This window comes from Enterococcus sp. DIV0086 (assembly GCF_050498705.1).
GTDB lineage: Bacteria > Bacillota > Bacilli > Lactobacillales > Enterococcaceae > Enterococcus > Enterococcus faecalis.
Genome location: NZ_JBNIDN010000002.1, coordinates 361,475 through 388,438 on the forward strand (window position 1 = coordinate 361,475; position 26,964 = coordinate 388,438).

Genomic DNA, 26,964 nt, shown 5'->3' on the forward strand with positions numbered 1-26,964 from the left:
ATTTAAATTGGCAAAATACGATTATGCATTCAAGAAAAAAGTAGTAGAAGCTTATCAAAATGGAGCAGGGGGTTATCTAACACTAGCGAATCAATTTGATATTGCTTCACTTTCGACTGTTCGTAAATGGGTTAAAACAGTCGAGAAATTGGGATTTAACGCACTTCATCGAAGAGTAAATTACCAAAATTACTCTTCCAAATTCAAGCGGGATGTCATACACTATTATTTAACGAGTGGTGACTCTTATCTGACTGTCGCATTGAAATATGGTCTGCCAAACGATACCTTAGTCCTGGCTTGGCACCAGAAATTTCTAGAAACAGGCATAGAAGGGCTTTCACCAAAACAGAAAGGAAGACCTTCTATGTCAAAGAAAAAGAAACCCGTTCAGGTGAAAACAACACGAACACGCGAACAAGAATTAGAACATGAAAATGAACTATTACGAACGGAACTAGCCTTCATAAAAAAGCTCCGCGTTTTAGGAATGAATATCCCGGAACGACTCAAGAACGAGATGCCCGAATCATCCACGAGCTCCGAAAAATATTCCGATTAACAATCTTACTGGAAGCAACCAAATTTCCTAAAGCGACGTATATGTATTGGCAAAAGCGATTTGAACGAAAAAATCCCAATCAAAAATTAGAAGCCCTGATTAAGAAAATTTTTGACGAAAACAAAGGAAACTATGGCTATCGCCGTATTCAATTAGCTTTAAAAGAACAAGGATTGAACGTAAACCAGAAAAAAATTCGTCGTCTTATGCGTAAACTTGGCCTAAAAGGGACAAAATTTATTCGTAAATCAAGAAAATACAATTCCTACAAAGGAACCGTTGGCTATGGCGAAAAAAACCGTCTACATCGTCGTTTCTACACTTCAGTACCTCATCAAAAGCTAACAACAGATACCTCTGAATTTAAGTATTATGAACGGAATCAAAGTGGAAATATTCAAATAAAAAAACTCTATTTGGATCCTTTTCTTGATTTATTTAATGGTGAAATCTTGTCTTACCGTATTTCTAAACAGCCGAATGCCAAAGCAATTCTTGAGGCACAAAAAGAAGCCATTGATAAAACGCAAGATTGTCCATATCGGCGCACTTTTCATTCTGACCAAGGTTGGGGGTACCAAATGAAGCAGTACAAAAAGCAATTAACCGGTCACCAGATCTTTCAAAGCATGTCTCAAAAAGGAAATTGTTTTGATAATTCTCCTATGGAGAATTTCTTTGGTTTACTAAAACAAGAAACCTACCATGGCATTATTTATTCTAGTTTCGAAGAACTAGAACAAGCAATTGAGGAATGGATTGATTATTATAATCATCAACGAATAAAGACAAAACTAGGGTGCAGTCCCGTTCAATTCCGTAAACGGTTCGTCGCATAAAAATACCGACCAGATTTCTCCAGTCGGTATTCGGTCTAACTTTTGTGTCTCACTACAGAAAACAAAAAAGCCTATGGCTTTTTATTTCAAATTTATACAAAAACTAACAAAAAGGAGTTGGCAATTAAGCCACTCCTTTTTGTCTACAGTCTGAATGGAAACCAGATGGTTTCCATTTTCTTATTTTCCTTAACTTAATGATATTGAACGAAACACTCTTCGGATTTTCAGTCTGTATGGAAATTAAAGGTTTGATGGAAATACCCGCATAGTAATCAGATTAAATGAAGACAGGTATACTCTATTTGGAAATTTTGCAATAGAATCAATCGTTTTAATACAGTAACTCAGTTGAAGAATTTTTAGCTAATATTAGATATTCTTGACTAGGAGGCATATCTGTTACAATACTTTCAAAAGAAGTCCAGTTGGAAAATTTATATGCATGTTTTTTTCCAAATTTTGTGTGATCAACTAAGAGAATGGTTTGATTTGCTAGGCGCATAACTTTTTTCTTAAACAATGCTTGTGAAAAGTTTGCTTCATAAACACCATCATTGTCTAACCCAGTTGAACTTAGAAAAAATAAGTCAATGTTAAAAATTTCTAAAAAAGAATTTCCATAATCGCCAATCACGCTTTCGGCATCTTTAATAACTTCACCACCAAGCATATAGATTTTGGTGCTTTCAGAGCAAGCTTGGAGCAATTCATATGCAATTAATAGACCGTTGGTTAGAACGACGCAGTTGGATAGTGTTCGTAAATATGGGAGAAGTGCTTTAACTGTTGAACTAGAATCCACGAAGATGCACATTCCTGCACCGATAAATGTACTAGCAATTTCGGCAATGTGTTTTTTGGGAACGACCATCACATTTTCTCGATAGCGTAAGGCAATGGTATGATTTTGCTCTACTTCTAAAACAACCCCTCCACGATAACGGCGAATTAATCCTTCCTTCTCCAATTGAATTAGTTCTCTTCTAAGGGTGGAAGAAGAACAGTAGAGCTGTTTTTGAAGGTCTGCATTGTGCATATTTTTATGTTTTTTTAGTAGGGACAAGAGATTTTTTCTTCTTGTATCATCCACGAGCTTCCTCTCCTAAACGGGATAGGATACGCTTTGATTCACTCATATCCTAGGCACTTTAATCATTGCTAGATAGGAAATTTATCTAGTAATTTATTATACCATAATTATTTATCGGCTTGACCATATGTTTTAAACCGTTTCGCCATGTTTGCCATTTCTTGCTCCGACATTATTGTGGGTGTTCCAGCACTTGAAGCAATCAAATGAACCTTTGAACAATATTCGAGTTCTTCTAAAACATTGAACGCATCTGCCAATGACGTGCCACCTGTCAGCACACCATGATTTGCTAACAGAACAGCTTTACGATCCTCCATGGCTTGAAAGACGTTGTCTGCTAGCTCTTCTGTACCAAATGAAGCATATTCTGCACAGCGAACGTCTTTACCGGCTACTGCAATCATGTAATGAGAGGCTGGGAGTGGCTGACGTAAAATAGCTAAGGCGGTGGAATAAATGGTATGAGCATGAATAATAGCTGTTAAGTCCTGGCGTTTTTCATACATAATTGCGTGCATCCGCCATTCACTAGAAGGCTTTCTATTCCCTTCTAAAATTTTTCCGGCAACAGTCATTGAGACAATATCTTCTAACTGGATGGCATGAAAAGGGATCCCAGAGGGGGTGATCAGCATTGTTTCAGTTTTTCTGATGTATAGACTCAAGTTTCCTCCTGTTCCTAGGGTATAATTTTCATCAATTAGTTTATTTCCAAAGTCAATCAACTGTTGCTTTTCTTTTGAGTACATAAGAAATCCTTCTTTCAAAATTAGTTATAATGTGGTCCATAGGTACGACAAGCGAAGTAATCAGCTGCCTCTAAATCTTTTGTTCCAAAGCCCGAGAAGGCATGAGGTCGGAAGATTTTATTGGTAGGAACATTGTGTAAAGAAACGGGGATGCGTAGCATACTTGCTAAGGTTAGTAGCTCGGCGCCAATATGTCCATGGACACTGGCACCGTGGTTACTTCCCCATGAATTCATCATGGTGTAGACATCTTCAAATCCTGGTTCGCCTAAGTTTGGTGCAAACCAAATCGTTGGCCAAGTTGGGTCTGTTCGTTCGTTTAAAATTTGGTGAACTTCCGTTGGCAATTGACAAGAATAGCCTTCTGCTAATTGTAGTGTAGGACCAACTCCTTCAACAATGTTGATCCGAATTAAGGTAAGAGGAAGCTCTTCTTGTAAGTGGTATTGACTAGAAAAACCGCCACCACGGAAATATTCATAATTGGCTCGACACCATTTGGTTTTTTGCAGGCAAGCCTGTATATCTTTTTCTGTTAAACGCCAAAATTCTTTCATGGTTGCTTTTCCGTGTTCATCCTGACAGCCACCACAGCCATCTAAAGCACTAGCCCCTGAATTCAGGAGATGAATAATGCCGTTTTCTCCTTTACCTACTAGTGTATGTCCAGTCATTTCTGTAATTGACTGTGGACTCCAGTAAGTGCGGACATCTGAAAAAATTGGGGCTTTATTCGTTAACAGTGTTCCAAATAACATAGCAGCTGCGTTACACGTATCATTTTCTGTTGCAAAAGCAATCGGCTGTTTCGGCCCATTCCAATCAAATGTACTAGCTAATAGTGCCTCTAAAAAATCACCATTTGGCAACCAATCTGTCCATTGACGTTGCCCTTGAAAGCCACCAGAAATTGCATTTCGTCCTTTGGCTTCTTCCAACCAACCTAACTCCTTTAGTCGAGGGTTTCCAAAGAGGATGTCGCGAACAATTAATATTTGTTTGGCAATGAAGTCCCATTGTTCGTTTTCAGGAATAAAACGTGACTTATTGACTACCTCTGAAAAGTGTTTTCCGGCGTTGATATTGATACCTTCTTGACATTTATCTGTTATCCATTGGCGTAGTTTTTGATATTCTTCTAAATCATAAATGCCTAGATGAATTCGGCGAAGCAGTTCAGTCATATCGACGTACTCTACTTGCATACCTAAGTATTTTTCAAAAAAGGCTTGGTTAATTTGGCTACCAGCAATGCCCATTGAAGAGCCACCAATATTGACATAAGATTTGTGAGCCATTTCACCTGCAGCAATACTTGCACGTGCAAACAGGAGAATTTTCTCAGCGACATCATCAGGAATCGTGGTGCTGTCACTATTTTGGACGTCTTCTCCGTAAATTTTGTATGCAGGGATCCCTTTTTGTGCGTAGGCGCTCATCGCCGCAGCTAGATAAACAGCACCAGGTCGTTCCGTTCCGTTGAATCCCCAAATGGCTTTAAATGTCTCTTTTCTGAAGTCGAGTGTTTCGGTTCCATAGCACCAACAGGGAGTGACTGTCAAGGTTGCTATGACGTTTTCAGCAGCAAATTGCTTGTCTACAACAGAGGCGTCAGCGTAGCCACCAATCGTGGTATCTGGAATGATACAGGTGACAGGCGTACCATCCATATAGAAAAGAGTTTCTTCGATTAAAGCTTTAGCTCGTTGGGCCATCGCCAGGGTTTGAACTTCTAGTGCTTCACGGACACCGCCTTGTCTGCCGTCAATCGTTGGGCGAATGCCAATTTTAGGGTAATTCATTCTGTTTTCCTCCTTAAAAATGTGTTGTTTTTCAACTATTTATTGTTGTGTAAACTGTAGATATTCTTGGTAAAGAGTCGTATAAGGTTTATTTATCGTTGGAATGAAATAAAATGGTGGCTGATGCTGTTGAATGACAGCAACCAAGTTATCTCTTGTTCGTAAAAAGTTGAGAGCAGCGAGCTGTGCTAAGGCGTTGCCTAAAGCTGAACTTTCTGAGGTGCAAACAGCTACTTGGCATTGAGTTAAATCAGCAATTAGCTGATTGAGAAAGCTTGATTTGCTACCACCGCCAAAAAGAAAAATTGTTTTGCTAGGTTTGTCCATTAAATTAGTAAAGACGTGTGCATATTTAAAGGCTAAGTTTTGATAAATAGTTAGGAACAGCTGGCTGGCTGTTTTCAAAAGGGGAAATTGATTTTCTTCTCCGTATTTTTTTAATGTGGCAACAAATTTGCCCTTATTAGAAAAGATTGGGTCTTGATTATTAAAGAAAAACCGTAGTGGCTGATTTTCAGCCAGCATTGTTTGGACTTCTTGAATCGTTAAAGGCTGTTTGGCGTTGACTTCGTGCAACGCTTCTTCAATGAACCACATACCTAAAAGATTTTGAAGTTTTAAGACTTTACCATCTCCAGCTTGTTCATAAGAATACTGATTGTCTAATGGATTTTCTAAAATCAAGCCACATTCTGTTTTTTGTCCAAGGACGGACCAGGTACCAGAGGATAAAAAATAATTTGTGTCTTCATTTGTCGGTAAAGCATAAACAGCACTGGCGGTGTCATGCTGAATGACAGAATGAATAGGGATGGAATATTTTTCTGTTTTAAAATCACCGACTTTTGTAAATGGTAAAACGATGGTTGAAAATATAGTAGGCGGTAACGCTAATTTTTTTATTAATTCTAGTGACCACTGTTGTTGCTTCATATCAAATAATTGGCTTGTTGAAGCAATGGAGGACTCTGCCAAAACTTGTCCTGTTAAAAAATAGTGAATTAAGTCAGGTATCATCAGTAGTTTGTCGGCATTAAGTAACGCGTCGGGATAATGCTCTTTCAGAAATAATAATTGTGAACTAGTATTGATTGAGGCGTTAGCAATGCCAGTTTTTTCTTGGAAACAAGGTGGCAAGTCATGACCATAATGAAGGTTTTCTTCAAACAGCATGGTTTGATAACATAAAGGAAGCATGACCAGCTCGCCCTCTTTATTGATAAGACCAAAATCACAGCCCCAAGAATCAAAGCCGATGCTGTCTATCTGATAGCTTTGAGCAGCTATAGAAATAATAGTTTTGATTTCTTTCAGCAGTTTAGGAAAATTCCAATATATTTCTGGCTTTTCTTGATGAAAAATTTGATAATCTGTAAAACGATAGATTTCTTTTTCCTCCAAGCACCCACTACTAAAAGTATAAACAATTCCGCGTGCGCTAGTGGCTCCTAAGTCAAAAGCTAAAACTGTGTTCATTTTTTTCTCCAATCTAGCTGGTTCTTATCTCAATTGAATCTTCTATAGAAAATAATTGAAACAGCCGTTGTTTGACTACAGTGTAAGTGAAAAGAATCAAAAAAATAATAGCTGACGCATTTTTTGAACAATTGCCATTTGTACCACCAAACCTAGAAAAAGATAAATGTAATCGGTATTATCTTTATATCAGAAATAAATCGTTATTTAGGAGGATCAACATGGAGAAAATGACTACAGATACAACCTGGTTCCGAGAATGTCGCTACGGTTTATTTATCCACTTTGGCTTGTATTCGGTGGCAGCTAGACATGAATGGGTACAAACTTTAGAGGAAATTAGTACAAAAGAGTATCAAAAATATTTTGATCACTTTAACCCAGATTTGCTCAATGCAAAAGAATGGGCTAAGCAGGCAAAGGAAGCTGGATGTAAATATGTAATTATTACAGCCAAGCATCATGATGGTTTTTGTCTATGGGAAACGGCTATGACAGAGTATAAAGTAACCAATACAGCCTACCAAAAGGATTTATTAGAAGAATTAATTACAGCGTTTCGTGAAGAAGGCTTAAAAATTGGAGTTTATTATTCATTGCTAGATTGGTATCAACCAGACTTTTTAGTGGATGGTTATCATCCGATGCGTAATAACCAAGAATATTTAGCAACGCATCAAGGAAATATGGAAGGCTATCGTGCAACGATGTTTAACCAGGTCAAAGAGTTGTTGACAAATTATGGTGAAATCAATTATTTATGGTTTGACTTTTCATATAAAAGTAGAGACTGGGGTTCTTCTGTCGGTAAAGGCGCAAAGGATTGGGGAAGCGAAGCACTGGAAGAAATGATTCGGACAATTCAACCCCATATTCTCATTAATGATCGTTTAGATTTAAATAAAGGCGTGCAAACGCCTGAGCAATTTTCTAGAAGTAAAGGCATGTCAGACGAAAACGATGTTTGGGAAACAGTTCAAACGCTGAATAATAGTTGGGGATATGATCGTGATAATCTGAACTTTAAGTTAAGTGAAATGGTGACAAAGCAGCTAATTGATACAGTTTCTAAAGGTGGAAATTTCACAATGAACATTGGTCCCAATGCACGTGGACTTTGGGATGATAACAGCGCGACAATTTTAGCAAATGTCGGGAAATGGTTAAAAAAACACGGAGATGCAATCTATGGTGCCACAGGTAGTAAATATCCAGCACCAATAGATTGTCGCTATACTCAAAAGGGCAATCAATTATTTCTGCATATTTTTAGCTGGCCTTACCGCACATTATTGCTGCCAGAGCTAGGTGGTAAAGTGACTTTCGCCCGGTTATTAAATGATGGTTCAGAGATTCGCTTTGCAGATACCAAAGATATAGGTGGCGAGCGTCTAGCAACAACTAATCTGTACAAAGAAATTACCGAGGTTCATGTGAAAGAAGCCTTAGATCCAACCATGTTGTTATTAAATCTACCTGTTCGTCAGCCAGACGAATTAGTTCCAGTAATTGAATTGACATTAAAAAACGAAGAATAGGAAGACAAACTATATTAAGTCAAGGGGGAAATTAAAAGATTAGATAACAGTTTTTAGGGCAAGACAAATAAACCTGAGTGTAGGGGGATTTTTTTAGGTTAATTAACAATAATTTTATCTTCGTCATAGGGTTCATTATTTTTTAGGAGTTGGAAGATAATTCGAACTAGTTTTTTGACGACATGACTAATAGCTACGTTGTAATGCTTTACTACAGAACGTTTTTTATCCAAGTAGAGACGCATAGACGGAGACCAAATAGACATAAGCCTAGCGGTCTCATGTAAGAACCATCTTAATGGAGAAGAGCCACGTTTTACCATATGTCCTGTCTCTACTTGATTCGTACCAGAAGTACTGACTGATGGCTCACAACTTGCGTAAGCGAGTAACTGTTTTGGTGATTTAAAGTTATCAATATCGAGGATTTCAGCAAGTATTACACTGCCTAAAGTCATCTCTACACCAGGGATAGATAAAAAGGGTGAATCAATTTCGCTCATAATTTTAGCCACCTCTTTATCCGCCAATTTTCGTTGGTTGGCAAAATACTCAATTGTATCAATCGTTTGGAGTAATTCAAATTCTAGAGCTGGCGAGTCACTACCAATTGATCCAGAAGCTAATTCTTTTAAGGCAAGTGCTTGTTTTTTTCTTAAACGGCCACGTGAGTGATTTGAAAGAAAATTTGTTATTTTTTTAAGTGGGCATTCGCCATTTTTTTAGGGGAAGGAAATTCTTTCAAAACAGCATAAATACACGCATCATGTTTCGCCGTAGGCGAACCTAGAAAAGTCCCTAATTCAGGGAATAAAATGTCTAATAAACAAGTGTAGTTTACTTTTTGTCTTGTACAGTTGTCCTTAATCTTAGAAGCATTTCTTGTGGCATATTTCAGTTCACTCATGACGGTTTTTGTTTCAAAAAGTTGCTTATCTATATCCTCTCGCAACTTGTGAGCAATGTTCATTGCGTCCTTCTTATCGGTTTTTGTTTTACGAAGAGAAGGGTGTTTCGCAAATTTTTAATTAATAGCGGATTATAACTAAATGTTGGATAGCCATTTGTCCGAAGGAATCGCAAAAGATTAAAGCAGTAATGGTCTGTGTCTTCTAAAGCAATTTGAATTTCGTCTCCTGTTGTTTTTTGAAGATTCGTCAGTGTGGATTGAAGCTTTGTAAAACCTTCTCGATTATTCATTATCTGAAGATGTTTGATAAAGGTATTCCCATCACTATTAATTACAGAAATATCATATTTGTATTTCGCAACGTCAATACCCACATAAAGCATAAAAAGCAACTACCAGTTTTTAAATTATGCGCCATGTTCCACTTACTCTTTGCCTATGTAACCTTGTGAAAAATCAAGCGTTATAGTCAAAGCTATGCGCTAACAAACTAATTAACAATATGACAAAGAGCTGTGGCTAGAGCCTTTCCTTAACAGTAATCCAAAGGATTCCGGTGGAACGAATACTAGTCCACAGCGGCTAACTCAATTATATAAAATAACAGCTAAACAAAACGGAATAGCTTCTTAATTGAGTAATCTAAATATACAAGGAGTTTATACTTATGATTGGGATGATTATATCAGGACATGGTCATTTTGCGACAGGTATTTTATCAGCATTAGAGCTGATTAGTGGAAAGCAAGAAACGATTTATGCCGTTGATTTTGAAGAAGGCATGTCAGCAGATGAATTGGGAGCAAATCTGGATCAGGCGATGTCTTCATTTGACAAGGCCACAGCGGTAGTTTTATTTACCGATTTAAAGGGAGGTACGCCCTTTAATCAAGCTTTTCTACGCTGTCAAAACAATGAACGCTTAGCTGTGGTAGCGGGTACAAATTTAGGAATGTTATTAGCTTCTTCCTTTGTCAAACAAACTACCTCACTAAATGAATTTTTAACTAATGCCCAACAACAAGGTACAGTAGCAATTGATTATTGCACAGCATTAAGTAGTCAAGAACTGGATGCTGAGGATGAGTAATGACATTTTTTATAGAGCGAGAAGAAAACAAAACATGAGGGGGAAACAAAGATGCACAGCACTTTATCAATAATTCAAATTTTATTATTAGCTGCTTACGGTGCTTTTTCCATTTACGATGGCTTAAATACGGCTGTTGGGTTTAAGAGCTCAGCAGTGACGGGGTTGTTTGCTGGATTGATTATGGGAGATATGAAAACGGGCTTAATGATTGGTGGGACACTACAATTGATGTCTTTAGGTATTGGAAGTTATGGTGGAGCAACGGTGCCTGATTATAATACGGCAACAATTATTAGTACAGCGATTGCTGTTGTTAACAATGCTGGGTTGGAGACAGCCATTGGTTTAGCAATTCCAATCAGTTTGTTGTGTGTAAACTTTGATGTACTTGCTCGTTTTGCAAATACTTTTTTACAGCATCGTGCAGAAAGCTATGCAGATAAAGGTGCCTTTAAAAAAGTTGAATTAATGAATATTCTTGGTCTAGTCAGCTGGTGTGCTTCACGTTTCTTACCAATCTTTATCTCCCTATCCTTAGGTAGTGATTTTGTTAGTTCTGCTTTAAACGCTGCCCCTAATTGGTTAATGGGTGGTTTAAAAATTGCTGGGGGACTTTTACCCGCATTGGGAATTGCAATCTTATTAAAATATTTACCTGTTAAAACGCATTTTGCTTTTGTGCTAATCGGTTTTTGTTTATCTGCTTTTGGTGGTGTATCCATGATTGGTACGTCATTAATCGCTTTAGCAATTGGTTTGATTGTTGCTAAAGTAACTGATGCTGTAAAAAGCCAAACAGTGGTTGTAGCAAATAATGATGGTTTGATTGGAGTGGATGAAGATGAATAAAGAAATCACGCTAAAAGATTTACGTAAAGCTTATTTACGGAACCTATTTTTCTCAACAACAGGTTGGAACTATGAAAAAATGATGGGCTTAGGTTATTGCTATGTGATGATGCCATTTATGCGGAAAATGTATCCAGATGAAGAACAATTGAAGACGCGTGTAAAGTCACAGCTTCAATTTTACAATTGCAATGCAATCATGTCTAATTTTATTATTGGTGCAAATATGGCTGTTGAGGAGAAGGAAGGTAGTCAGTCTGGGGAAACGATTACCGCATTAAAAACGGGGCTGATGGGACCTTTAGCAGGTGTCGGCGATACAATTTTTGGTGTGACGTGGGGGACAGTCTTTTTCTCAATTGCTGCTTATATGGCATTAGAAGGTAGTCCTGTCGGCTGTGTGATTGCCCTTATTGCTGGGGTTTTAAAAATATTTTTAGGCTACCCTTTTATTAAAATTGGTTTTAGCGAGGGGACAAAATTAGTTGATACAGTAGGAGGCAAAATTCAAAAAGTGACGGAAGTAGCAACGATGGTCGGTTTGACCGTAGTCGGGGCGCTGATTCCAACCGTTGTTGTTGCGAAGACAGCATTTATTTACAAAAGAGGGGATATTAAAATTAACCTTCAAACAGATGTGCTGGATAAAATTATGCCGGCTTTAATACCAGTTTGTATTGTTGCATTAATTTACTGGTTATTAGGACGAAAAGGCTTAAATTCGACACGTGTTATTTTAATTTTATTAATTTTGTCAATTGTGTTATATAATTTACATGTATTAGGATAGGAGACGAGAGTAATGGAAGGAATTATTCATATTCGGATAGACGACCGCCTAATTCACGGGCAAGTAGCCGCATTTTGGTCAAATGCACTGCAAGCAACCAGGATTATGGTTATTAATGATGAAGTAGCTAACGATGATATGCAGAAAAAAATTTTAAGAACGGCTGCACCGACAGGAATTGCGACGTCAATTATTACAAAAGAAAAAGCGTTGAACAATATTATGGCTGGAAAATATCAAAACCAACGTGTTCTTGTCATCTTTAAGAATCCTGAGGATATTCTTGAGCTAATGGAAAAAGGCTTGCCGATTCAAAAAGTGAATGTTGGGAATATGGGAGCAAAAGCAGATACTGTGGCCATCAAAAAATCAGTGAATATTACTGCGCAGGATCGCGCCACTTTTGAAAAGTTAATAGCTTTGGGTGTTCAGCTAACAGCACAAATGGTTCCTGACGAAAGTGATGAACCATTAAGTAAATATTTGGGGTAGAGAAAATGACAAATAATGAAGTTTTACATGGGGCGTTGCTTCATGCCGTCGCTAAAGTGGAACATCTAATGGAAAAATTTCCAGAAGATTTCCCTAGTGCCAGCACAAACGACTTGTTGTACCAACACAAGCCTAATAAAGAATGGACGGCTGGTTTTTTTAGCGGAATGGTCTGGCTAGCGTATGAGGTGACAAATGATCAGAGATACAAGCAGTTTGCCCAAAAGCAAACAAAGAGTTTCCGCATGCGTTTAGATAATTGCATTGCGACGAATTTTCATGACTTAGGTTTCTTATATTCATTGTCATGCGTCGCAGATTACAAATTGACAGGTTCAGAATTTGCCAAGGAAACAGCGGTCTTAGCCGCAGGCTTACTAGCAGCTAGGTTTCAAAAAAAAGGGCAGTTTATCCAAGCCTGGAGCGATTTAGACGACCCAGAAGAATATCGCCTAATCATTGATTGCTTTTTGAATTTACCCCTGCTGTTTTGGGCAACAACGGTTACGGGAGATTCAAGCTATGCAGAAATCGCCCAAGCACACTTCAAAACAGCTGTGGCAACCGTGATTCGTCCTGACTTTTCCACCTATCATACGTATTTTTTTGATCGAGAAACCGGGAAGCCTTTGCGTGGAGCAACCAATCAAGGCTATGCAGATGAATCCTATTGGTCTAGGGGACAGGCATGGGCAATTTATGGGATTCAACTATTTTTACAATATTGCCCGTTGGGATTTCAGGAAGAAAATCAACGATTTTTGAAGGTTTTATCTTCTTTTCAAGAGATGCTTAGCGAAGATTCCATTCCTGTTTGGGATTTTAAAGCAAAAGAGGATTCACAATTAAAAGATTCTTCAGCAGCTGCGATTGTGATTTGTGGGTTACAGACTTATTTAAGTAGTCCAAATAAAGAAGCCAATCAAAAGGCTAGTATTACAGAATTAAAAAATAAAATGTTACAGGAATTGATGATACACTATGATAGTATCCACCAAGAGAGCAAGGCAAAGGTGGATGGTCTTTTGTTGCATGGCACGCACCATTGGCCAAGAAAACAAGGCGTGGACGAAGCGGTTCTCTGGGGTGATTATTTTTACTTTGAAGCATTAGTCAGAGAAGCACAGGATTGGCAATCTTATTGGTGATAGGAGAGACAAATGAAAACTTTATTTAAAATAATCAATTTAGATTCTGAAGAATTAAAAATTGTGAAAGAAAAGTATGAGCTGGGGGCAATAGAAGAAGCCCTAAAGGCACTTTATCAAGTTGTTATTCAGCGCCCAAAAAGTGCCCTTTTTTCGGGACAAGAGCAGGTGAAGGCTTACTTAAAAAATCATCCACAACCGGCAATTCAATTGACAGCCCAAGAGCTATATCAAAATACATTTGTTTTCAATGATGAATGGGATATGGAAAAATGTTTAACTCCTGTCTCTTTTTCTAAAGGAGAGATTGATTGGCACCATATTCATGCTGGAGATGTGGAATGGATGTTTATGCTGAATCGTCAACATTATTTGATTAAGCTAATTCAACAGTATTGGATGACTGGTGAAGCTTGTTACTATCAAAAATGTGAAGAAATTTTGCTGGCTTGGATGGAAACTGAATCCGGAGCAAAAGGTCGTGAGGAAACGAGTTGGCGTACGATTGATACAGGGTTACGCTTGAAAAACTGGGTTCGCTTATTTGAATATTTAGTTGCTTGTCCACTTTTTTCTGAAACCTTATTTGTTCAGATGCTACTATTTATTCAAAAACAATTAGTTTACTTATCTGAGAGTTATACAGCGGAAAAAGCCCTAAGTAATTGGCGAATTTTAGAATTTCATGGTGTATTTCTGGCAACCACGTATTTTGATTACTTGAAGATTTCTCCAGAGTTACAACAAAAATCCTTGGCGATTCTCGAGGAGTCCCTTGTCTTGCAAGTAACAAATGATGGTTTTCACTGGGAACAGTCAAATATGTATCATCATGAAGTTTTAATTTGTATGTTGGAGGTGCTTCTCTGTGCCCAAAAAAATCAGATAACTATTCCCACTAAGCTACTAGAAAAAGTCAGAACTATGGCTGAAGCGACTAGTCATTTAGTTACTCCTGCTGGTGAACAAACGTGTTATGGCGATAGTGATATTGAAAATGTTCAAGATATTTTGACGTTAGCAGCCGTGTTGTTTCCAGAAGTGAATTTTGGAAACTATGTCTTAGCTAGTCCCAGTGTAGCCTTGTTATTGCTTTATGGAACAGGATTATTTGAAGACTGGCCAAGTAGTCAACAGCAACCGTTGGCTCAAACTGATTTTGTCCATGAAGATGTGGGGAATTATTTCTTACGGACAGGCTGGCAGGATGACGATAGTTTTGTTTTCTTTAAAAATGGCTTTTTAGGTAGCGGGCATGGACACTCTGACTTATTGCATTTTGATTTAGTTGTTCGCGGTGTACCTGTTTTAGTGGATTCAGGGCGTTATTCATACAATGCCCAGGACGACCGTCGTCAGCAGTATAAGTCACTTTTTTCCCATAATTCTATTTGTCTCAATAACCAAGATATTGTGGAACAAAAACGTGCATGGGGTACGACGCAAGTGCCAAATGAAATCAAACGAGGTTCATTTATTAATGAAGAGGTCGTTCTAGTTCAGGGAATGCACTTGGGCTATCGTGGGTTAGGCTGTCTTGTTAATCGTAAAATTATTTGGATTAAGACCGGCATTTGGCTAGTTGTTGACCAAATTTTTGCGTCGAGAGCAACGAACTATTCTGTTTCACAACACTTACACTTTCAGCAGCCTCTTGTGGAACGTATTTCGACTGGGTTTAGTTATCCAGTTCATGAGACAAACGTTATGTTCCATCAACTGGATGAACAAGAATTAAGTATAGAAGGCTGTCACATCTCGCCACAATATAATACTGAATATGCGAGCCAAGTTGCCATTTTAAATTCACCTGGACAAGGGGATCAAGTAAAACGCTTCTTGATTGTCGATCCGCAACATTCTGCGTATTCTTTTGAAAAGATTGAAGTAAAAGATATGAATAATCAACAAGTAGCAGATCAATACGTAGAAGCCTTACGTGTGACTATGGCTACAACTACTTGGGATATTGTTGTGAATTATCAAGAAGAGCCTACTAGTCGTAAATTGTACGTAGTGGACAAAAGTACCGTATACGGCCGAACCGCTGTCATAAAAAAAGAACAGAGAAAAAAAGAGCGAACGTTTATTTTGGAGTATTAATTGTTAAAAAAATCTGGAAGAAGGAAAAAAATGAAATTAAGTTTAATTGATTCTGAAGGAGCCATTGTCGTCACCTCGGAACATGCAGAAAACGTTTATTTAGCATTAAAAAATCGAGCGTATCAATTAGGAGAACGCCTCCAGTTGACGTTAGGTGACAATGAGCACCCAGGCTTTTTTTGGGTTCAAATGGATGAAGCATTAAGTCCTTCCTTGATTTACTTGACAGAAGCAACATGGGAATATGCGGTGATTCAAGAAGAGCACTTGCGACGTGCGTATTCGCCAAAAGTTTTCAGTGGCGAACGTCATTATGTACGTGTGTGGAAACCGACAATGGAGGAATTACACTATCGTAATTTGGCATTAAATGCACATGATCAAAAAGAGCAGACAGGTGCATATCCACATGCCTTTGCGAATGTGGCAACAAGAGAAGATGCAACATTTTTTGCCAGAAATGCAATTGATGGCATGGTAGCAAACCAAAATCATGGCTCCTTTCCATACCAATCATGGGGCATCAATCAACAGACAGACGCACAGTTAACCATTGATTTTGGACGTGAAGTTTTAGTGGACAAAATCGTTTTGGTGTTACGTGGTGACTATCCACATGATAGCTTTTGGAACCAGGCTACAGTTGAATTAGATAGAGAGCTTTTTATTTTAGAAACAACCAATCAGTTAGATCGGCAATTCTTTACGATTCCTCCTACTAAGACAACGACAATTACCTTGAAAGAGCTGATTAAACATCAAGATGAGTCTCCTTTTCCTGCGCTGACAGAGATAGAAGTTTATGGATGTGAAGTATTTTGAGCTTTTTTACTAAAAATAGGCGCTCAGGATTCTACTATGTATAAGAATATATATGTTTCAGAAAAGGTTAGTAATGAATAAGGGCACCTCTAATAACTCCGTAAAATCCATGAAGTATCTGTGAAAAATCAGTTTTTATCATAATAACTCGCAATAATCCTCTTACCTTTAGCCTCAAGTCCAGTTTTTTACTGGATTTGAGGTCCATTTTGTTAAAATTGTACACACTTCTCCTTTGAATTTGAGCAGCTTTTTTAACTTGTCCCACTCGAAACAGGTTATAGGTCAAGCTGGTAGGCATTCCTTTCAATTTTGCTCTAATCAAAGTCGTTCCCTTAAAAGTCGATCCGTGCATACTATTTTCAATAAATCCGAAAACATGTTCTACCCGACAACGAATAGAGCTTCGTAAATGATTGATCTTTATTTGCTCCTCATTTAACGGATGATTTCGAACTGCATGAGTCATCACCTCAGAACGGATATTCTCAGGGATTTCATTCCACATATAGGCACTGTCCGCAAAAACAACTTGTGTCTGTTCATTTAGCAACACGTCAAAAACTTGACTATCATGTACAGAAGCACTCGTTACTTCATTACTGATAATCAATTTACTTCTCATATCTACTGCAACGTGATTTTTTATACCCCTAATAGTTCTGTTTATTCTTCTGAACCCAACAGGCGTCGGTATCTTTTTGATGCCGTTTGGCATCTTTCCAATCACTTGGGACCTCACCTTGCTTGATTAGATCATTTTCCTTTTTGGTATTTTGTTGTCTAGGACATTCTATAAAAGAGGCATCCACCATGGTTCCTTCATGACTAATAATTCCTTGTGATTCAAAAGACCGCTCAGAAATAAGAAACAATTCTTGATACCTCTCTGTTTTTGAGAGTGTATCTTTGAAGAGCCAAATTGTTTTTGCATCAGGAACGGTCGTTGTATATTCTGAAATACCCAAAAATCGACGAAAAGATAATCGGTCTAAAACGGTGTATTTCGTTTGATCATCAGACAAGTTATAGTAACGCTGTAAAATCAGAATTTTAAAAAGTAGCACATAATCGTATGGTGGACGTCCGCCAGGACCTTTAGCAGATTTTTTTAGTAAGTGATTGAGCGTAGGACGGAATAATTCCCAGTCTATTAAGGCATTTAACTTTTCTAAAGGGTCACCAATCTCACTTAATTTTTCAAATACCTTATTTTCTCCGAATAAATCCAATCCCATTATAAAAAACCTCCGTATGTTTGATAATATTATTATCTCATATGTGGAGGGGATTTATTCATTTTACGTTAGTTTTTAGAGGTGCCCTTATATATTTTGACTGCTCTAGAAATAAGACCATGCGCCTTCAAAACAGATTTAATAAAACTCAGGGAAACAGCGACGCCTTGGTTGGTTAAATGATCAAAAAGTTTTTTTGCTCCCAGTCGCTGATTGTATTTAAAAAATGTATCAACTATCAATGCTTTTAGTGCTGAGTATTTTTTGTCTACAGTCTGCACCATTCTCTAACGAGAATGGTTCTTTTCATTAAAGGGAGAACATCATGAAAATAAAAGTTATCAACTTTTTCTCTATCCTACTATGTTTAGGAATGCTCCAGCCGACAGTAGGTCATGCACAAGACAATTCCTCTGTGGAACAAGCAAATAACTACAGTATCTCACCTAGCTTTGGTGCAACACAAAAGAAAGAAACAACCAATTTTTATGATATGAGAGTACAACCTAAACAAACGGATACCTTTCAATTAACCATCACTAATCAAGCCAAACAACCGCAAACCTTTCAAGTTATGATAACTACTGCCACAACCAATCAAAATGGGATTGTAGATTACACCAAGACAGATTTTCCAAAAGATCCATCGATGACACTTGCGATTAAGGACCTGATTACGATTGACCAACCGAAAGTCACGATTCCTGCCAATCAATCACAGACAGTTCGCTTCCGATTGACGATGCCTGATCGCGCTTTAACAGGAATTTTGTTAGGCGGGGTGGTGGTGCGTCCAATCCAAGAGAAGAAACAAGGCAAAGGTATTCAAAATGTCTTTATGCATACCCTAGCAATCCGTGTGGATCAAACAGACGACCCCGTACCAACAAAAGTGATTGGTGGTGACGTGACGATTGGTCAAAATAATTTACACAATCAAGTGTCGATGGCCTTACGCAATCCAGAACCAAAGTTGCTCACACAATTGGAAGGAACCTTTACAGTGACCAAAAAAGGCCAATCAAAACTACTAGCACAGAAGAAGCAGAAAGACCTCAGTATTGCACCTAATAGTTCATTTACCTTGCCTTTAGCATTGGATCAAGACTTTAAAGCAGGAGACTATACCTACACGATTTTGTTAAAAAATGCGAATGGAGAGTGGAAGTTCTCAAAAGACTTTACAATTAAGGCAAGTGAGGCGAAAAAGTATAACCAAACGTCCGTTGATCACACCAAATCTCCATGGAAAAGGTGGGCGCTCTACGGAGGAATTGTTCTACTGATTTTAATCTTATGTGGGCTGTTCTACTATTTAGGAAAGAAGAAGAGGAAATGATGGTTGTGTTGCAAAGTTTTACCAATGAAAAAACTTTGTATCAACAATGAAGTCCACAACAATACAAGGCTTGGATGATTGTCAATAAAGTAGACACAAAAAGAGTAGATACTTAAAGATTTTCAAAGTATTTCTCCTCCTTTTCGTTGGGAGTAAGCATGTTTAATGTACCGTGAGGTCGTTGGGTATTGTAAAAGCCTTCGATATATTCAAAACAAGAAAGCTGTACTTCTTGGAGTGAAGAAAAGTTCCGACGATTCAGTTCCTCCTTTTTCATATATTTGAAAAAAGATTCTGTTACTGCGTTATTCCAAGGATAACCAGGTTTGGATAAAGAATGGACAATTGACCGATCTTCCAAGTATTTTCTAAATTCTAAAGATGGGAAGATTCTCTATCAAATTTGGAAAAAGAAAAACAGGCAGTCCTTCTATTCATGGAAAATGGACGAAACGTATATCAAAATTAAAGGGAAATGGTATTATTTATACCGAACAATTGATGCAGATGGGCTGACTTTAGATATTTGGCTACGTAAAAAGCGTGATACCCAAGCGACGTATGCCTTTTTGAAACGCCTAAAGAAACAATTTGGAGAACCAAAGGTTCTAGTAACCGACAAAGCTCCTTCTATTCGTAGTACCTTCAAGAAACTACAAAAAGTTGGTCTATATATGAAAACAGAGCATCGAACAGTGAAATATCTCAATAACTTGATTGAGCAAGATCATCGGCCAATTAAGCGTCGAAATAAATTCTATCAACATATTCGAACGGCTTCAGCCACGATTAAAGGGATGGAAGCCATTCGAGGAATATACAAGAAAAGCCGAAAAGAAGGGACTCTTTTTGGATTTTCCGTCTGTACTGAAATAAAAGGTTTACTGGGTATTCCAACTTGATCAAAGCTTTAGTAAGTTAATCACACTTCTTTTCTTAATTTTGCAACAGAACCAATGACCCGCTAATGTGTTGAAAAACTATGAATTAATACTTTAGTATGATTACTTCTAATTTATTAAATGTTAAAATTAACAGTGAAGCGTATACATTATAAAGGTCCCCTTTAAAAACTCATGGGAATAGTCAAAATAGTGAATAACCAATGAATTAGAAAAAGATTGAATCCGTATATATCAATATTTTGACGATAGGTAATCGATTAATTCCAACCATTAATTTTGATATTTTAGACAATTTATGAGTTTTTAGAGATTGGAATGGCAATACCTTTTTGGGCAATTTTTATAAGATGTTTAAAACTGTCTGTTGTTATTTAATTTTTGCCAATTGTTTTGCCTCTGACTCACGATAGCCAATCGGTGTCTGATAGTTTAATGAGCCGTGAATTCGGTAGTGGTTTCACCAATAACATAGTGAAAAAGTTCAATATCTAATTGATTTTGGGATTCAAAATGGTGTTGATACACGAACTCGACTTTGACCGATTTGTACGTACTTTCCGCCTTGGCGTAATGTCACTACTTGCTTTTTAAATGCTTCTGAATAGGTTTTGCGTGCTGATTTAGACATGATATTTCCTCCGATGTGTTTTTTTATAGTATACACACCTTATTTTTTCTGTCCAGTTCAGTGTAGCCTATCCATAATCCTAAAAGGTACAAGACAATCTTTTAAAATTTTTAAGATAGTTTTAAAAAAATATAACCTAATATAACGATATATGGAGGGATTTTATGTTAGAAATAAAAAAATTAAATGTGTTTATTGGTCGAAAAAATATCGTACACGATGTATCATTATCTATGAAAACTGGTCAAATTGCAGGATTAATAGGTCCCAATGGTGCGGGAAAAACAACTTTGATGAAAACTATTTTGGGTTTAACTAAATTTACTGGAAGTATAAAAGTAAATGGAATGACTGTTTCAGAGACTAGACACACAGCTTTAAAGAATGTAGGGGCTTTAATTGAACATCCAGCTATCTATCCTTTCATGACTGGAAGACAGAATTTGAAGTTATATAGTAAAGATGAGAATAATATGGAAGATATAATATCTATCTTAAAAATGGAAAATTATATTGACAATAAGTCAAAAGATTATTCATTAGGAATGAAGCAAAAATTAGGAATTGCGATAGGCTTATTAAACTATCCAGAGTTAGTGATTTTAGATGAGCCTATGAATGGATTAGATATTGAGTCAACTATTCTTATACGAAATATTATAAAAGACTATGCACAGAAAGGGACTTTATTCCTAATTTCAAGTCATATTCTAAGTGAATTACAAAAAATTATGACGGATGTTATCCTAATTAATGAGGGAAAGATAATCGTTAATAAGCCTATTGAAGCCTTTTATAAATTAAGTGGAAAACAATTTAAAATATTAGTAGATAATACAAAAGTAGCAAATGATTTGTTACTAAAAAATGAAGTTAAATTTTCAACTAAAGATGGATATTTAATTATAAATAAAAAAGATTTATACAAGACTCAGGATATTTTATATAAAGAAGGGCTACATTTTAATGAGCTATCTAAGATTGAGCAATCATTTGAAGATTTAGTTGTACAACTATTAGAAAATAAGCAAGGGGAACGAATATGAAGACTTGTTTAAAAGAAGAACTATATAAATTTTCTAAAAAAATCCCCAATATACGGGATTGGTGTATTATTCTTATTAATTATCTATACGGCTTTAACTAATAAACTAACACCTGATTTATTAGTAATGGGGTTGGGATTAGGTCAATGGATTCTTATAATATTGATAGCGATAAGTTCTGACAGTATAGCTATGGAATATAAAGAAAATACTATAAAAACATTATTTTTTAAACACCCTAATAAATTATTGATATACGCTTCCAAGTATTTAGTTATTGCTTTATATGGATTATTTTTAATTTTTCTATCTTTTGTTTCAATTATGATAATTAAAAGTTTGTTCATAGGAAGTGATTATAGTTGGTTTTCTATATATAAAAATAATTTAACTCTTATTGCTAGTCTTTTACTAAATATGTTAGGAGCTTTGTTATATATTTTATTTTCAGTATCGTTAGGATTCTTACTTATTTGTTTAACAAAGATAAACTCTTTAGTTATTGGAATAGGTTTATTTTTAGGATTCGTTGGTTCATATATTTCAACAGCACTTATAAGTAATCTAGGAGAATTTGCTTTCATATTAAAATGGAATCCTTTTAATATGATTTATATTGTTAACCAACTAGCGAATAGTCGCTATATCAGTTTTTCGCATTTATCAAATGTGGAATTAATATTAAGTTCAATATGTTATTCAATTATTTTCTTCTTCTTAGGGTTATTAATTTTCAAACATAAAAAAGTTTAGTTATTAAAGTTTACTATAAGGAGATATATTATGAGACTCTGTCTATATCAAGAAATGTATAAGTTATTGCATAAAAAGCTAACATACTTAGCTCCTATTTTTATTTTTTTTGTAATGGCTATTTTTAGAATAGTCTTAGATTCTGAAGACCCTCGATTGTTGGGAATGGCTAATTATGCTGGAGGACAGGCTTTATTTCTGGTAATGATTATTATAGGTTCAACAATATTTTCAATGGAATATCAGAATCACGCAATTTTGACTATTCTATATAAAACACCCAGCAAGTTTATATTGTATACATCAAAAGTTATCACGCTATTTATCTATAATCTATTTTTACATGTCATCACTATTATCTTTATGGGGATTCTCCAGTCAACACCGTTGTCAATTTCGGTTAATTGGTTATCTGTCTATCAATATAATCAGCCTTTGTGGCTAAATATGATTAATCAAAATATAATTGATATAATCACTACTTTCCTTATCATCAGTTTAATTGTTTTATTTTCTTGTTTAATATCTAATAACTCTGCTGTGGTTACAGTAAATATTATTATTGTGTTTATGGGTGGATTTATTTCAACTAATTTATTAAATAATCGAGTATTAGTCTCTCCACTATTGAAGTGGAATCCTTTAAATATGACACTTCTCACTCAACAATACTACAATTACGATATGTATCACGATTCAACTCTCTTAAATAACAATCAGATTATTATAGGTACTATTGTTTATATCTTTACTTTCTTAGTTTTAGGATATGTAATTTTCCGCAAAAAACGTTATTGACTAACTATAAAATTACATGTAGAGGACTATAATTTTATAGTTAGATACCAGAATTGGTTCTGTTGCAAAGTTTTCTAAAAAATCCATTTTAAGGTAAAATAGAGAAAAATGATAGTTTGGAGGAATGAAGATGGATCATTTTAAGGGGAAACAATTTCAGAAAGACGTGATTATCGTAGCCGTAGGCTACTACCTTCGATATAACCTCAGCTATCGTGACGTCCAGGAAATCCTCTATGACCGAGGTGTCCAGGTTTGTCACACGACCATTTATCGTTGGGTACAATAATATGGGAAGATTCTCTATCAAATTTGGAAAAAGAAAAACAGGCAGTCCTTCTATTCATGGAAAATGGACGAAACGTATATCAAAATTAAAAGGAAATGGCATTATTTATACCGAGCAATTGATGCAGATGGGCTGACTTTAGATATTTGGCTACGTAAAAAGCGTGATACCCAAGCGGCGTATGCCTTTTTGAAACGATTAAAGAAACAATTTGGAGAACCAAAGGTTCTAGTGACTGACAAAGCGCCTTCTATTCGTAGTGCTTCAAAAAGTTACAAAAATCTGGTTTATATACGGATACTGAACATCGAACAGTGAAGTATCTCAACAATCTAATTGAGCAAGATCATCGTCCAATGAAACGGCGAAGTAAGTTTTATCAAAGTCTTCGAACGGCTTCAGCCACGATTAAAGGCATGGAGACTATTCGAGGAATATACAAGAAAATCCGAGAAAAAGGAACTTGGCTTTTCAGTCTGCACAGAAATAAAAGGATTATTAGTAATTCCTGCCTAGTCTATCGTTAGAAATATTCAAATGCAATCGATTTTTAAACTTTGCAACAGAACCCAACAGGATATACTTCAATGTCATTAAGTTAAGGCAAAAAAGTAAATAATAGTCTCAAGTATAGCGTTTTTTTCTTATTAACTTGACTAATTTTATATTTTTGAGCAACACAAAAAAACGTCTTATATGGTATAGTCCGATTTATAATATTAGGCAATACGATATAAAAAACCAACAAATTTCTTTGGTCACTCCGATTCTTTCGTATGGGGAGGAGATATCTTCTTATCAAAATTTCTACATTGACGGTTTGATCAAGAAAAAATCTTTTACAAATGCCTATAGCTTGTGTGAAATTAATCTGATAGGATTGCTTTAAAGGAGCTGATAGTGCCGCTAGCTGAGCAATTTTCATTGAAAAATTGTACATAATGAGGCGAGCATAAATTTCTTGAACAATAAACTCTAGTTTCTTTGAGTGGAATTGGTTTAATTCTAAGGCGTACTTTAATTCTCTAAAAGAAGTTTCAATTCCCCAGCGCAAGTGATAAAGTTCTTTTAAATCTTCGCTTTTAAAAGTGAAGGAGTCAAGATTCGTAACTAAAGATTCATAGTTATCTTCACTCAACTTAATTCGAACGACTCTCAGACTAACAGGATAGCTTTCTTTGGAATAGGGTGGGAGATAATCAAAGTTCGCTTTTTTACGCAAAAATTGATAATTTTTGTCAGCTTTGATTTTATTGGTCTGTCTTCTTGTCAACCAAAGGTTAACCTCTTTATCAAATGTTCCTTTTTGAGGTAATCGAAGTCCTTTAAGAAGACCATTACTTTTGGTATCTTTCACTCGAATTATGAATTTTTGACCACTTTTTCTAATATGTTCGTACACGTTAAATGACTCATGACCACGATCTGCAATAATAATTGTCGGCTTTTCAAAAGTAAACTCATCAACCATTTGACACAAACTGCTCCGTTCGTCTAGCTGTCTAATTTTTTGAAAGTTTACCGATGCATAGTATTTATTTAATGGATCCATATAGAGCATTGAGATGAAAAGAGCCCACAATTTTGTCAAACTTTCCGATAGTATAATGGGATTCAGGATTGTTTTCATCATAAGGAATATTAATATCGGAGCCATCATGAACTAATAATCGGTACCCTTTATATTGTTTGTTTTGGTTACTTGAAGGAATGGTTCGGTAAAAGAGTTGTTTGAAAGCTTCAATCTTTATTTTACTTCGAGCCTGTACAAATGCGGAAGCAGTTGGCGTTTGAAGTGTAAAATCAAAGTAAGAGAGTAATTAACTAGAAAGGCTTTGTCCACCGAAAGAGAGAATAATTTTGAGAGTTGTCTCAAAAGATAATTTTCTGTTTCGTGAAAAATCAAGCGGAGATTGAGCAAAAATTTCAGGTTGATCTGTAATAAAATGAATATGATGTTCTAAATTTTGTTTTATTTCGTGAGAAGTTTCAAGTATTTTTGATTTTTTGATATTATTAGACAAAAGGACACCTCCAGAATACGTAACGCTATGACGTTTTATTATTGCTAAAATAATTGTATCAAGAGTGTGTCCTTTTACATAGAAAAAAGCAGGAAAACTTAAATGTTTTCCTGCTTTTTTCTTTAACTTAATGACATTGGGGTATACTTTGTTTAGTGATTTCAATCATTTTAACTTGTACTTTAATACCCCGTATTAATGGCTAATTAACTCAGCAGGTTCTAAAGCTATATATATAGCAAGAGCTATGATAAATATAACTAATATCCACATTATCAATTTTCCAAATCTATGATAAGGATTTATAGATAAACCAAAACCGTAAACCTTAGGAACCCATAATGGTGTCATTGGATTGTCCTTTTGATCTTTGTATGCAAGCTTGAGAATATTCCATGTAAAATATAGGGTAGGTAAAATCATAACTACTAGAGCCACCCCAAGCCATTTTGCTAAAGAATCACTCATTTTAAACGCAAGCATTGCTATGACTGGAATAAAAACTAGAACTAAACTAGTAGTAAGGCCTATCTGTGAATACTTAAGTTTTTGCTTTTCACTTACATCAAGATTATCTTTGACCATTTTTAGTACCTCCCACGTTTAAATAATTAACTAAATTATATCATATCAGAATCATTTTAATACAGAAGAGATTAAAGTCAAGGGAATTCTTTCAATAATGTAATATAAAAACGTCAGTTGAAATGTTTTCCTGCTTTTTTTCTTAACTTAATGACATTGGGGTATACTTTGTTGCCGTTTTTGAAATACTTAGACTGGCGAAAAAACTAAGGTGTCATTTAAGTTGTGCAACAGGAATCTATAAGCTTGACTTTCGCCTCCTTGTGTATTACAATGTAATACACAAGGAGGCTGATAATTATGGCGGTTCTGTTGCAAAGTTCAAAAATACCCATAAAATCAATCGATTAATCCAATAATTAAAAATAAAAATGGCTTTAAACCAGCATTTCTATTTTTGAAATTTTATTATTTTGAATAAATATTGGTGGTTTTAAAAACTTTGCAACAGAACCTAAAATATCAAGAACGTTTAAAAGTCTACGATGTTGAGGGAATTAAGATTAGTCATAATTACACAGGTAAAGCTGATGGCTGGGACGTCAAAGCTCATAAAGTATTTATTGACGTATTAAACGAATTAGATCAACACCAACTAGTACTTGAAGAATTGGAGGGATAAAATATGAGTAATAGTTTTGAGCCTATAATAAAAACAAAAAAGAAAAAATCTTCTTTAGAAGAAAAACATGTTAGTGTTAAAGGAAATGATAACTTTTCAAGAGATACTACAAATAATATTGCTTCACAATCTACATCAGTGACTAAAAAATTAAGATCTGATAATAGCGATTATAAAGCACCTACAATAGACAGATAATATAAAGCCACTATGACTCAAAAAATATCTCCTTCAGTAAATCTTAAGATAAACACTTTAAAACCTTTTCTAGGTGATTTAGAAGACATGCCCAAGGCTACTAATGATATTTTGAACCTTTTGTTAGACAATTATGTAAATACAAAATTTTCAACTCGACAACAAGAAGCCTTCAACTCTATGTATAATACACAAATTGAACTTTTGAAGAAGTAATAGACTTATAAAAACCAAAAGTATACTCAGACTGTAGACAAACTCCTAAATTTG

The 26,964-nt window shown here is 35.8% G+C and carries 24 protein-coding genes and 6 pseudogenes; 17 read left to right on the forward strand and 13 right to left on the reverse strand.

All coding sequences use genetic code 11. From position 1 onward, the window contains the following. Positions 1–7 precede the first annotated feature (7 nt). Positions 8–1,401 (forward strand): IS3 family transposase gene (locus tag IGI63_RS15870; protein WP_429976273.1). Its coding sequence is split into 2 segments (ribosomal slippage): positions 8–551 and positions 551–1,401, totalling 1,395 coding nucleotides; the frame shifts between segments, so codons are not numbered across the junction. A gap of 334 nt (positions 1,402–1,735) precedes the next feature. Here IGI63_RS15870 and IGI63_RS15875 read toward each other — a convergent pair. From IGI63_RS15875 to IGI63_RS15890, 4 genes are all read right to left on the reverse strand, one after another. After that, positions 1,736–2,494, reverse strand: a complete 759-nt coding sequence (locus IGI63_RS15875) for a DeoR/GlpR family DNA-binding transcription regulator (protein ID WP_429976274.1) — start codon at positions 2,492–2,494, stop codon at positions 1,736–1,738. A gap of 107 nt (positions 2,495–2,601) precedes the next feature. Continuing rightward, positions 2,602–3,246, reverse strand: a complete 645-nt coding sequence (locus IGI63_RS15880) for an L-fuculose-phosphate aldolase (protein WP_429976275.1) — start codon at positions 3,244–3,246, stop codon at positions 2,602–2,604. A 20-nt stretch (positions 3,247–3,266) separates the two neighbouring features. Then, on the reverse strand, positions 3,267–5,048 hold the full coding sequence (locus IGI63_RS15885; protein WP_429976276.1) for an L-fucose isomerase: 1,782 nt from the start codon (positions 5,046–5,048) through the stop codon (positions 3,267–3,269). Between the two features lie 39 nt (positions 5,049–5,087). Next, positions 5,088–6,524 (reverse strand): rhamnulokinase, encoded by a 1,437-nt coding sequence (locus IGI63_RS15890; protein WP_429976277.1) that lies wholly within the window; start codon positions 6,522–6,524, stop codon positions 5,088–5,090. A 221-nt stretch (positions 6,525–6,745) separates the two neighbouring features. Between IGI63_RS15890 and IGI63_RS15895 the strand changes: the two genes are divergently transcribed. Next, on the forward strand, positions 6,746–8,062 hold the full coding sequence (locus IGI63_RS15895) for an alpha-L-fucosidase (protein WP_429976278.1): 1,317 nt from the start codon (positions 6,746–6,748) through the stop codon (positions 8,060–8,062). A gap of 98 nt (positions 8,063–8,160) precedes the next feature. On the opposite strand, the gene IGI63_RS15900 is transcribed toward IGI63_RS15895, so the two are convergent. The 3 genes from IGI63_RS15900 to IGI63_RS15910 form a co-directional block, all read right to left on the reverse strand. Next, on the reverse strand, positions 8,161–8,577 hold the full coding sequence (locus IGI63_RS15900; RefSeq protein ID WP_429976279.1) for a transposase: 417 nt from the start codon (positions 8,575–8,577) through the stop codon (positions 8,161–8,163). 176 nt (positions 8,578–8,753) lie between these two features. Further along, positions 8,754–9,032 (reverse strand): hypothetical protein, encoded by a 279-nt coding sequence (locus IGI63_RS15905; RefSeq protein WP_429976280.1) that lies wholly within the window; start codon positions 9,030–9,032, stop codon positions 8,754–8,756. Continuing rightward, on the reverse strand, positions 9,029–9,355 hold the full coding sequence (locus tag IGI63_RS15910) for an IS110 family transposase (RefSeq protein ID WP_429976281.1): 327 nt from the start codon (positions 9,353–9,355) through the stop codon (positions 9,029–9,031). Before IGI63_RS15910 ends, IGI63_RS15905 begins: the two co-directional genes overlap by 4 nt. Before the next feature lie 284 nt (positions 9,356–9,639). On the opposite strand from IGI63_RS15910, the gene IGI63_RS15915 reads away from it, so the two are divergent. Genes IGI63_RS15915 through IGI63_RS15945 form a run of 7 tightly spaced genes read left to right on the forward strand, consistent with a single transcriptional unit; the run spans position 9,640 to position 16,269 of the window. Further along, entirely contained in the window at positions 9,640–10,062 is a 423-nt protein-coding gene (locus IGI63_RS15915) for a PTS galactosamine/N-acetylgalactosamine transporter subunit IIA (RefSeq protein WP_429976282.1), read from the forward strand. Positions 10,063–10,113: 51 nt separating this feature from the next. Next, the gene (locus IGI63_RS15920; RefSeq protein WP_429976283.1) at positions 10,114–10,914 is read left to right on the forward strand and encodes a PTS mannose/fructose/sorbose/N-acetylgalactosamine transporter subunit IIC; all 801 of its coding nucleotides are present in this window, start codon (positions 10,114–10,116) and stop codon (positions 10,912–10,914) included. Continuing rightward, a complete protein-coding gene (locus IGI63_RS15925; RefSeq protein WP_429976284.1) occupies positions 10,907–11,704 on the forward strand; it encodes a PTS system mannose/fructose/sorbose family transporter subunit IID in 798 nt (265 codons plus the stop codon). The genes IGI63_RS15920 and IGI63_RS15925 overlap by 8 nt, the downstream gene beginning before the upstream one ends. Before the next feature lie 12 nt (positions 11,705–11,716). Then, a complete protein-coding gene (locus IGI63_RS15930) occupies positions 11,717–12,196 on the forward strand; it encodes a PTS system mannose/fructose/N-acetylgalactosamine-transporter subunit IIB (RefSeq protein WP_429976285.1) in 480 nt (159 codons plus the stop codon). Positions 12,197–12,201: 5 nt separating this feature from the next. Further along, the gene (locus IGI63_RS15935; RefSeq protein WP_429976286.1) at positions 12,202–13,344 is read left to right on the forward strand and encodes a glycoside hydrolase family 88 protein; all 1,143 of its coding nucleotides are present in this window, start codon (positions 12,202–12,204) and stop codon (positions 13,342–13,344) included. A 12-nt stretch (positions 13,345–13,356) separates the two neighbouring features. Next, positions 13,357–15,447 carry an alginate lyase family protein gene (locus tag IGI63_RS15940; protein WP_429976287.1) on the forward strand — a complete coding sequence of 697 codons (2,091 nt, stop codon included), beginning with the start codon at positions 13,357–13,359 and terminating at the stop codon, positions 15,445–15,447. A gap of 30 nt (positions 15,448–15,477) precedes the next feature. Next, entirely contained in the window at positions 15,478–16,269 is a 792-nt protein-coding gene (locus IGI63_RS15945; protein WP_429976288.1) for a hypothetical protein, read from the forward strand. Between the two features lie 67 nt (positions 16,270–16,336). On the opposite strand, the gene IGI63_RS15950 is transcribed toward IGI63_RS15945, so the two are convergent. Continuing rightward, on the reverse strand, positions 16,337–16,999 hold the full coding sequence (locus IGI63_RS15950) for a transposase (RefSeq protein WP_429976289.1): 663 nt from the start codon (positions 16,997–16,999) through the stop codon (positions 16,337–16,339). Next, positions 16,923–17,507 carry a transposase gene (locus tag IGI63_RS15955; RefSeq protein WP_429976290.1) on the reverse strand — a complete coding sequence of 195 codons (585 nt, stop codon included), beginning with the start codon at positions 17,505–17,507 and terminating at the stop codon, positions 16,923–16,925. The genes IGI63_RS15950 and IGI63_RS15955 overlap by 77 nt, the downstream gene beginning before the upstream one ends. A 325-nt stretch (positions 17,508–17,832) precedes the next feature. On the opposite strand from IGI63_RS15955, the gene IGI63_RS15960 reads away from it, so the two are divergent. Continuing rightward, on the forward strand, positions 17,833–18,846 hold the full coding sequence (locus IGI63_RS15960) for a DUF916 and DUF3324 domain-containing protein (protein WP_429976291.1): 1,014 nt from the start codon (positions 17,833–17,835) through the stop codon (positions 18,844–18,846). A gap of 112 nt (positions 18,847–18,958) precedes the next feature. Here the strand turns inward: IGI63_RS15960 and IGI63_RS15965 are convergent. Next, positions 18,959–19,234, reverse strand: a pseudogene (locus IGI63_RS15965) (integrase core domain-containing protein); the annotation flags it as partial. Here IGI63_RS15965 and IGI63_RS15970 point away from each other — a divergent pair. After that, positions 19,230–19,748, forward strand: a pseudogene (locus IGI63_RS15970) (IS6 family transposase); the annotation flags it as partial. The pseudogenes IGI63_RS15965 and IGI63_RS15970 overlap by 5 nt on opposite strands. 370 nt (positions 19,749–20,118) lie before the next feature. Here IGI63_RS15970 and IGI63_RS15975 read toward each other — a convergent pair. After that, a pseudogene (locus IGI63_RS15975) lies at positions 20,119–20,318 on the reverse strand (IS3 family transposase); the annotation flags it as partial. Between the two features lie 225 nt (positions 20,319–20,543). Here IGI63_RS15975 and IGI63_RS15980 point away from each other — a divergent pair. The 4 genes and pseudogenes from IGI63_RS15980 to IGI63_RS15995 all read left to right on the forward strand — a co-directional run bounded on the left by IGI63_RS15980 (position 20,544) and on the right by IGI63_RS15995 (position 23,781). Further along, positions 20,544–21,425 (forward strand): ABC transporter ATP-binding protein, encoded by an 882-nt coding sequence (locus tag IGI63_RS15980; protein WP_429976292.1) that lies wholly within the window; start codon positions 20,544–20,546, stop codon positions 21,423–21,425. Between the two features lie 126 nt (positions 21,426–21,551). Next, positions 21,552–22,178 carry an ABC transporter permease gene (locus IGI63_RS15985; protein WP_429976293.1) on the forward strand — a complete coding sequence of 209 codons (627 nt, stop codon included), beginning with the start codon at positions 21,552–21,554 and terminating at the stop codon, positions 22,176–22,178. 30 nt (positions 22,179–22,208) lie between these two features. Further along, positions 22,209–22,976 carry an ABC transporter permease gene (locus IGI63_RS15990; RefSeq protein ID WP_429976294.1) on the forward strand — a complete coding sequence of 256 codons (768 nt, stop codon included), beginning with the start codon at positions 22,209–22,211 and terminating at the stop codon, positions 22,974–22,976. Between the two features lie 130 nt (positions 22,977–23,106). Further along, positions 23,107–23,781, forward strand: a pseudogene (locus IGI63_RS15995) (IS6 family transposase). A gap of 226 nt (positions 23,782–24,007) precedes the next feature. Here the strand turns inward: IGI63_RS15995 and IGI63_RS16000 are convergent. Both IGI63_RS16000 and IGI63_RS16005 read right to left on the reverse strand, forming a co-directional pair. Further along, a pseudogene (locus IGI63_RS16000) lies at positions 24,008–25,289 on the reverse strand (IS4 family transposase); the annotation flags it as partial. Between the two features lie 195 nt (positions 25,290–25,484). Then, positions 25,485–25,874 carry a hypothetical protein gene (locus tag IGI63_RS16005; RefSeq protein ID WP_429976213.1) on the reverse strand — a complete coding sequence of 130 codons (390 nt, stop codon included), beginning with the start codon at positions 25,872–25,874 and terminating at the stop codon, positions 25,485–25,487. Between the two features lie 442 nt (positions 25,875–26,316). Between IGI63_RS16005 and IGI63_RS16010 the strand changes: the two genes are divergently transcribed. Both IGI63_RS16010 and IGI63_RS16015 read left to right on the forward strand, forming a co-directional pair. Beyond that, the gene (locus IGI63_RS16010) at positions 26,317–26,496 is read left to right on the forward strand and encodes a hypothetical protein (protein WP_429976242.1); all 180 of its coding nucleotides are present in this window, start codon (positions 26,317–26,319) and stop codon (positions 26,494–26,496) included. A 3-nt stretch (positions 26,497–26,499) separates the two neighbouring features. Continuing rightward, positions 26,500–26,910, forward strand: a pseudogene (locus tag IGI63_RS16015) (hypothetical protein). Positions 26,911–26,964 lie beyond the last annotated feature (54 nt).

Excerpts from the sequence above, each read along its gene's own strand:
- IGI63_RS15955 (WP_429976290.1), bottom strand. The coding sequence starts at position 17,507 with ATGGGATTGGATTTATTCGGAGAAAATAAGGTATTTGAAAAATTAAGT.
- IGI63_RS15890 (WP_429976277.1), bottom strand. The coding sequence starts at position 6,524 with ATGAACACAGTTTTAGCTTTTGACTTAGGAGCCACTAGCGCACGCGGA.
- IGI63_RS15885 (WP_429976276.1), bottom strand. The coding sequence starts at position 5,048 with ATGAATTACCCTAAAATTGGCATTCGCCCAACGATTGACGGCAGACAA.
- IGI63_RS15940 (WP_429976287.1), top strand. The coding sequence starts at position 13,357 with ATGAAAACTTTATTTAAAATAATCAATTTAGATTCTGAAGAATTAAAA.
- IGI63_RS16005 (WP_429976213.1), bottom strand. The coding sequence starts at position 25,874 with ATGGTCAAAGATAATCTTGATGTAAGTGAAAAGCAAAAACTTAAGTAT.
- IGI63_RS15880 (WP_429976275.1), bottom strand. The coding sequence starts at position 3,246 with ATGTACTCAAAAGAAAAGCAACAGTTGATTGACTTTGGAAATAAACTA.
- IGI63_RS15990 (WP_429976294.1), top strand. The coding sequence starts at position 22,209 with ATGAGACTCTGTCTATATCAAGAAATGTATAAGTTATTGCATAAAAAG.
- IGI63_RS15915 (WP_429976282.1), top strand. The coding sequence starts at position 9,640 with ATGATTGGGATGATTATATCAGGACATGGTCATTTTGCGACAGGTATT.
- IGI63_RS15925 (WP_429976284.1), top strand. The coding sequence starts at position 10,907 with ATGAATAAAGAAATCACGCTAAAAGATTTACGTAAAGCTTATTTACGG.
- IGI63_RS15905 (WP_429976280.1), bottom strand. The coding sequence starts at position 9,032 with ATGAACATTGCTCACAAGTTGCGAGAGGATATAGATAAGCAACTTTTT.
- IGI63_RS15945 (WP_429976288.1), top strand. The coding sequence starts at position 15,478 with ATGAAATTAAGTTTAATTGATTCTGAAGGAGCCATTGTCGTCACCTCG.
- IGI63_RS15935 (WP_429976286.1), top strand. The coding sequence starts at position 12,202 with ATGACAAATAATGAAGTTTTACATGGGGCGTTGCTTCATGCCGTCGCT.
- IGI63_RS15895 (WP_429976278.1), top strand. The coding sequence starts at position 6,746 with ATGGAGAAAATGACTACAGATACAACCTGGTTCCGAGAATGTCGCTAC.
- IGI63_RS15985 (WP_429976293.1), top strand. The coding sequence starts at position 21,552 with ATGGGGTTGGGATTAGGTCAATGGATTCTTATAATATTGATAGCGATA.
- IGI63_RS15930 (WP_429976285.1), top strand. The coding sequence starts at position 11,717 with ATGGAAGGAATTATTCATATTCGGATAGACGACCGCCTAATTCACGGG.
- IGI63_RS15920 (WP_429976283.1), top strand. The coding sequence starts at position 10,114 with ATGCACAGCACTTTATCAATAATTCAAATTTTATTATTAGCTGCTTAC.
- IGI63_RS15960 (WP_429976291.1), top strand. The coding sequence starts at position 17,833 with ATGAAAATAAAAGTTATCAACTTTTTCTCTATCCTACTATGTTTAGGA.
- IGI63_RS15980 (WP_429976292.1), top strand. The coding sequence starts at position 20,544 with ATGTTAGAAATAAAAAAATTAAATGTGTTTATTGGTCGAAAAAATATC.
- IGI63_RS15910 (WP_429976281.1), bottom strand. The coding sequence starts at position 9,355 with ATGCTTTATGTGGGTATTGACGTTGCGAAATACAAATATGATATTTCT.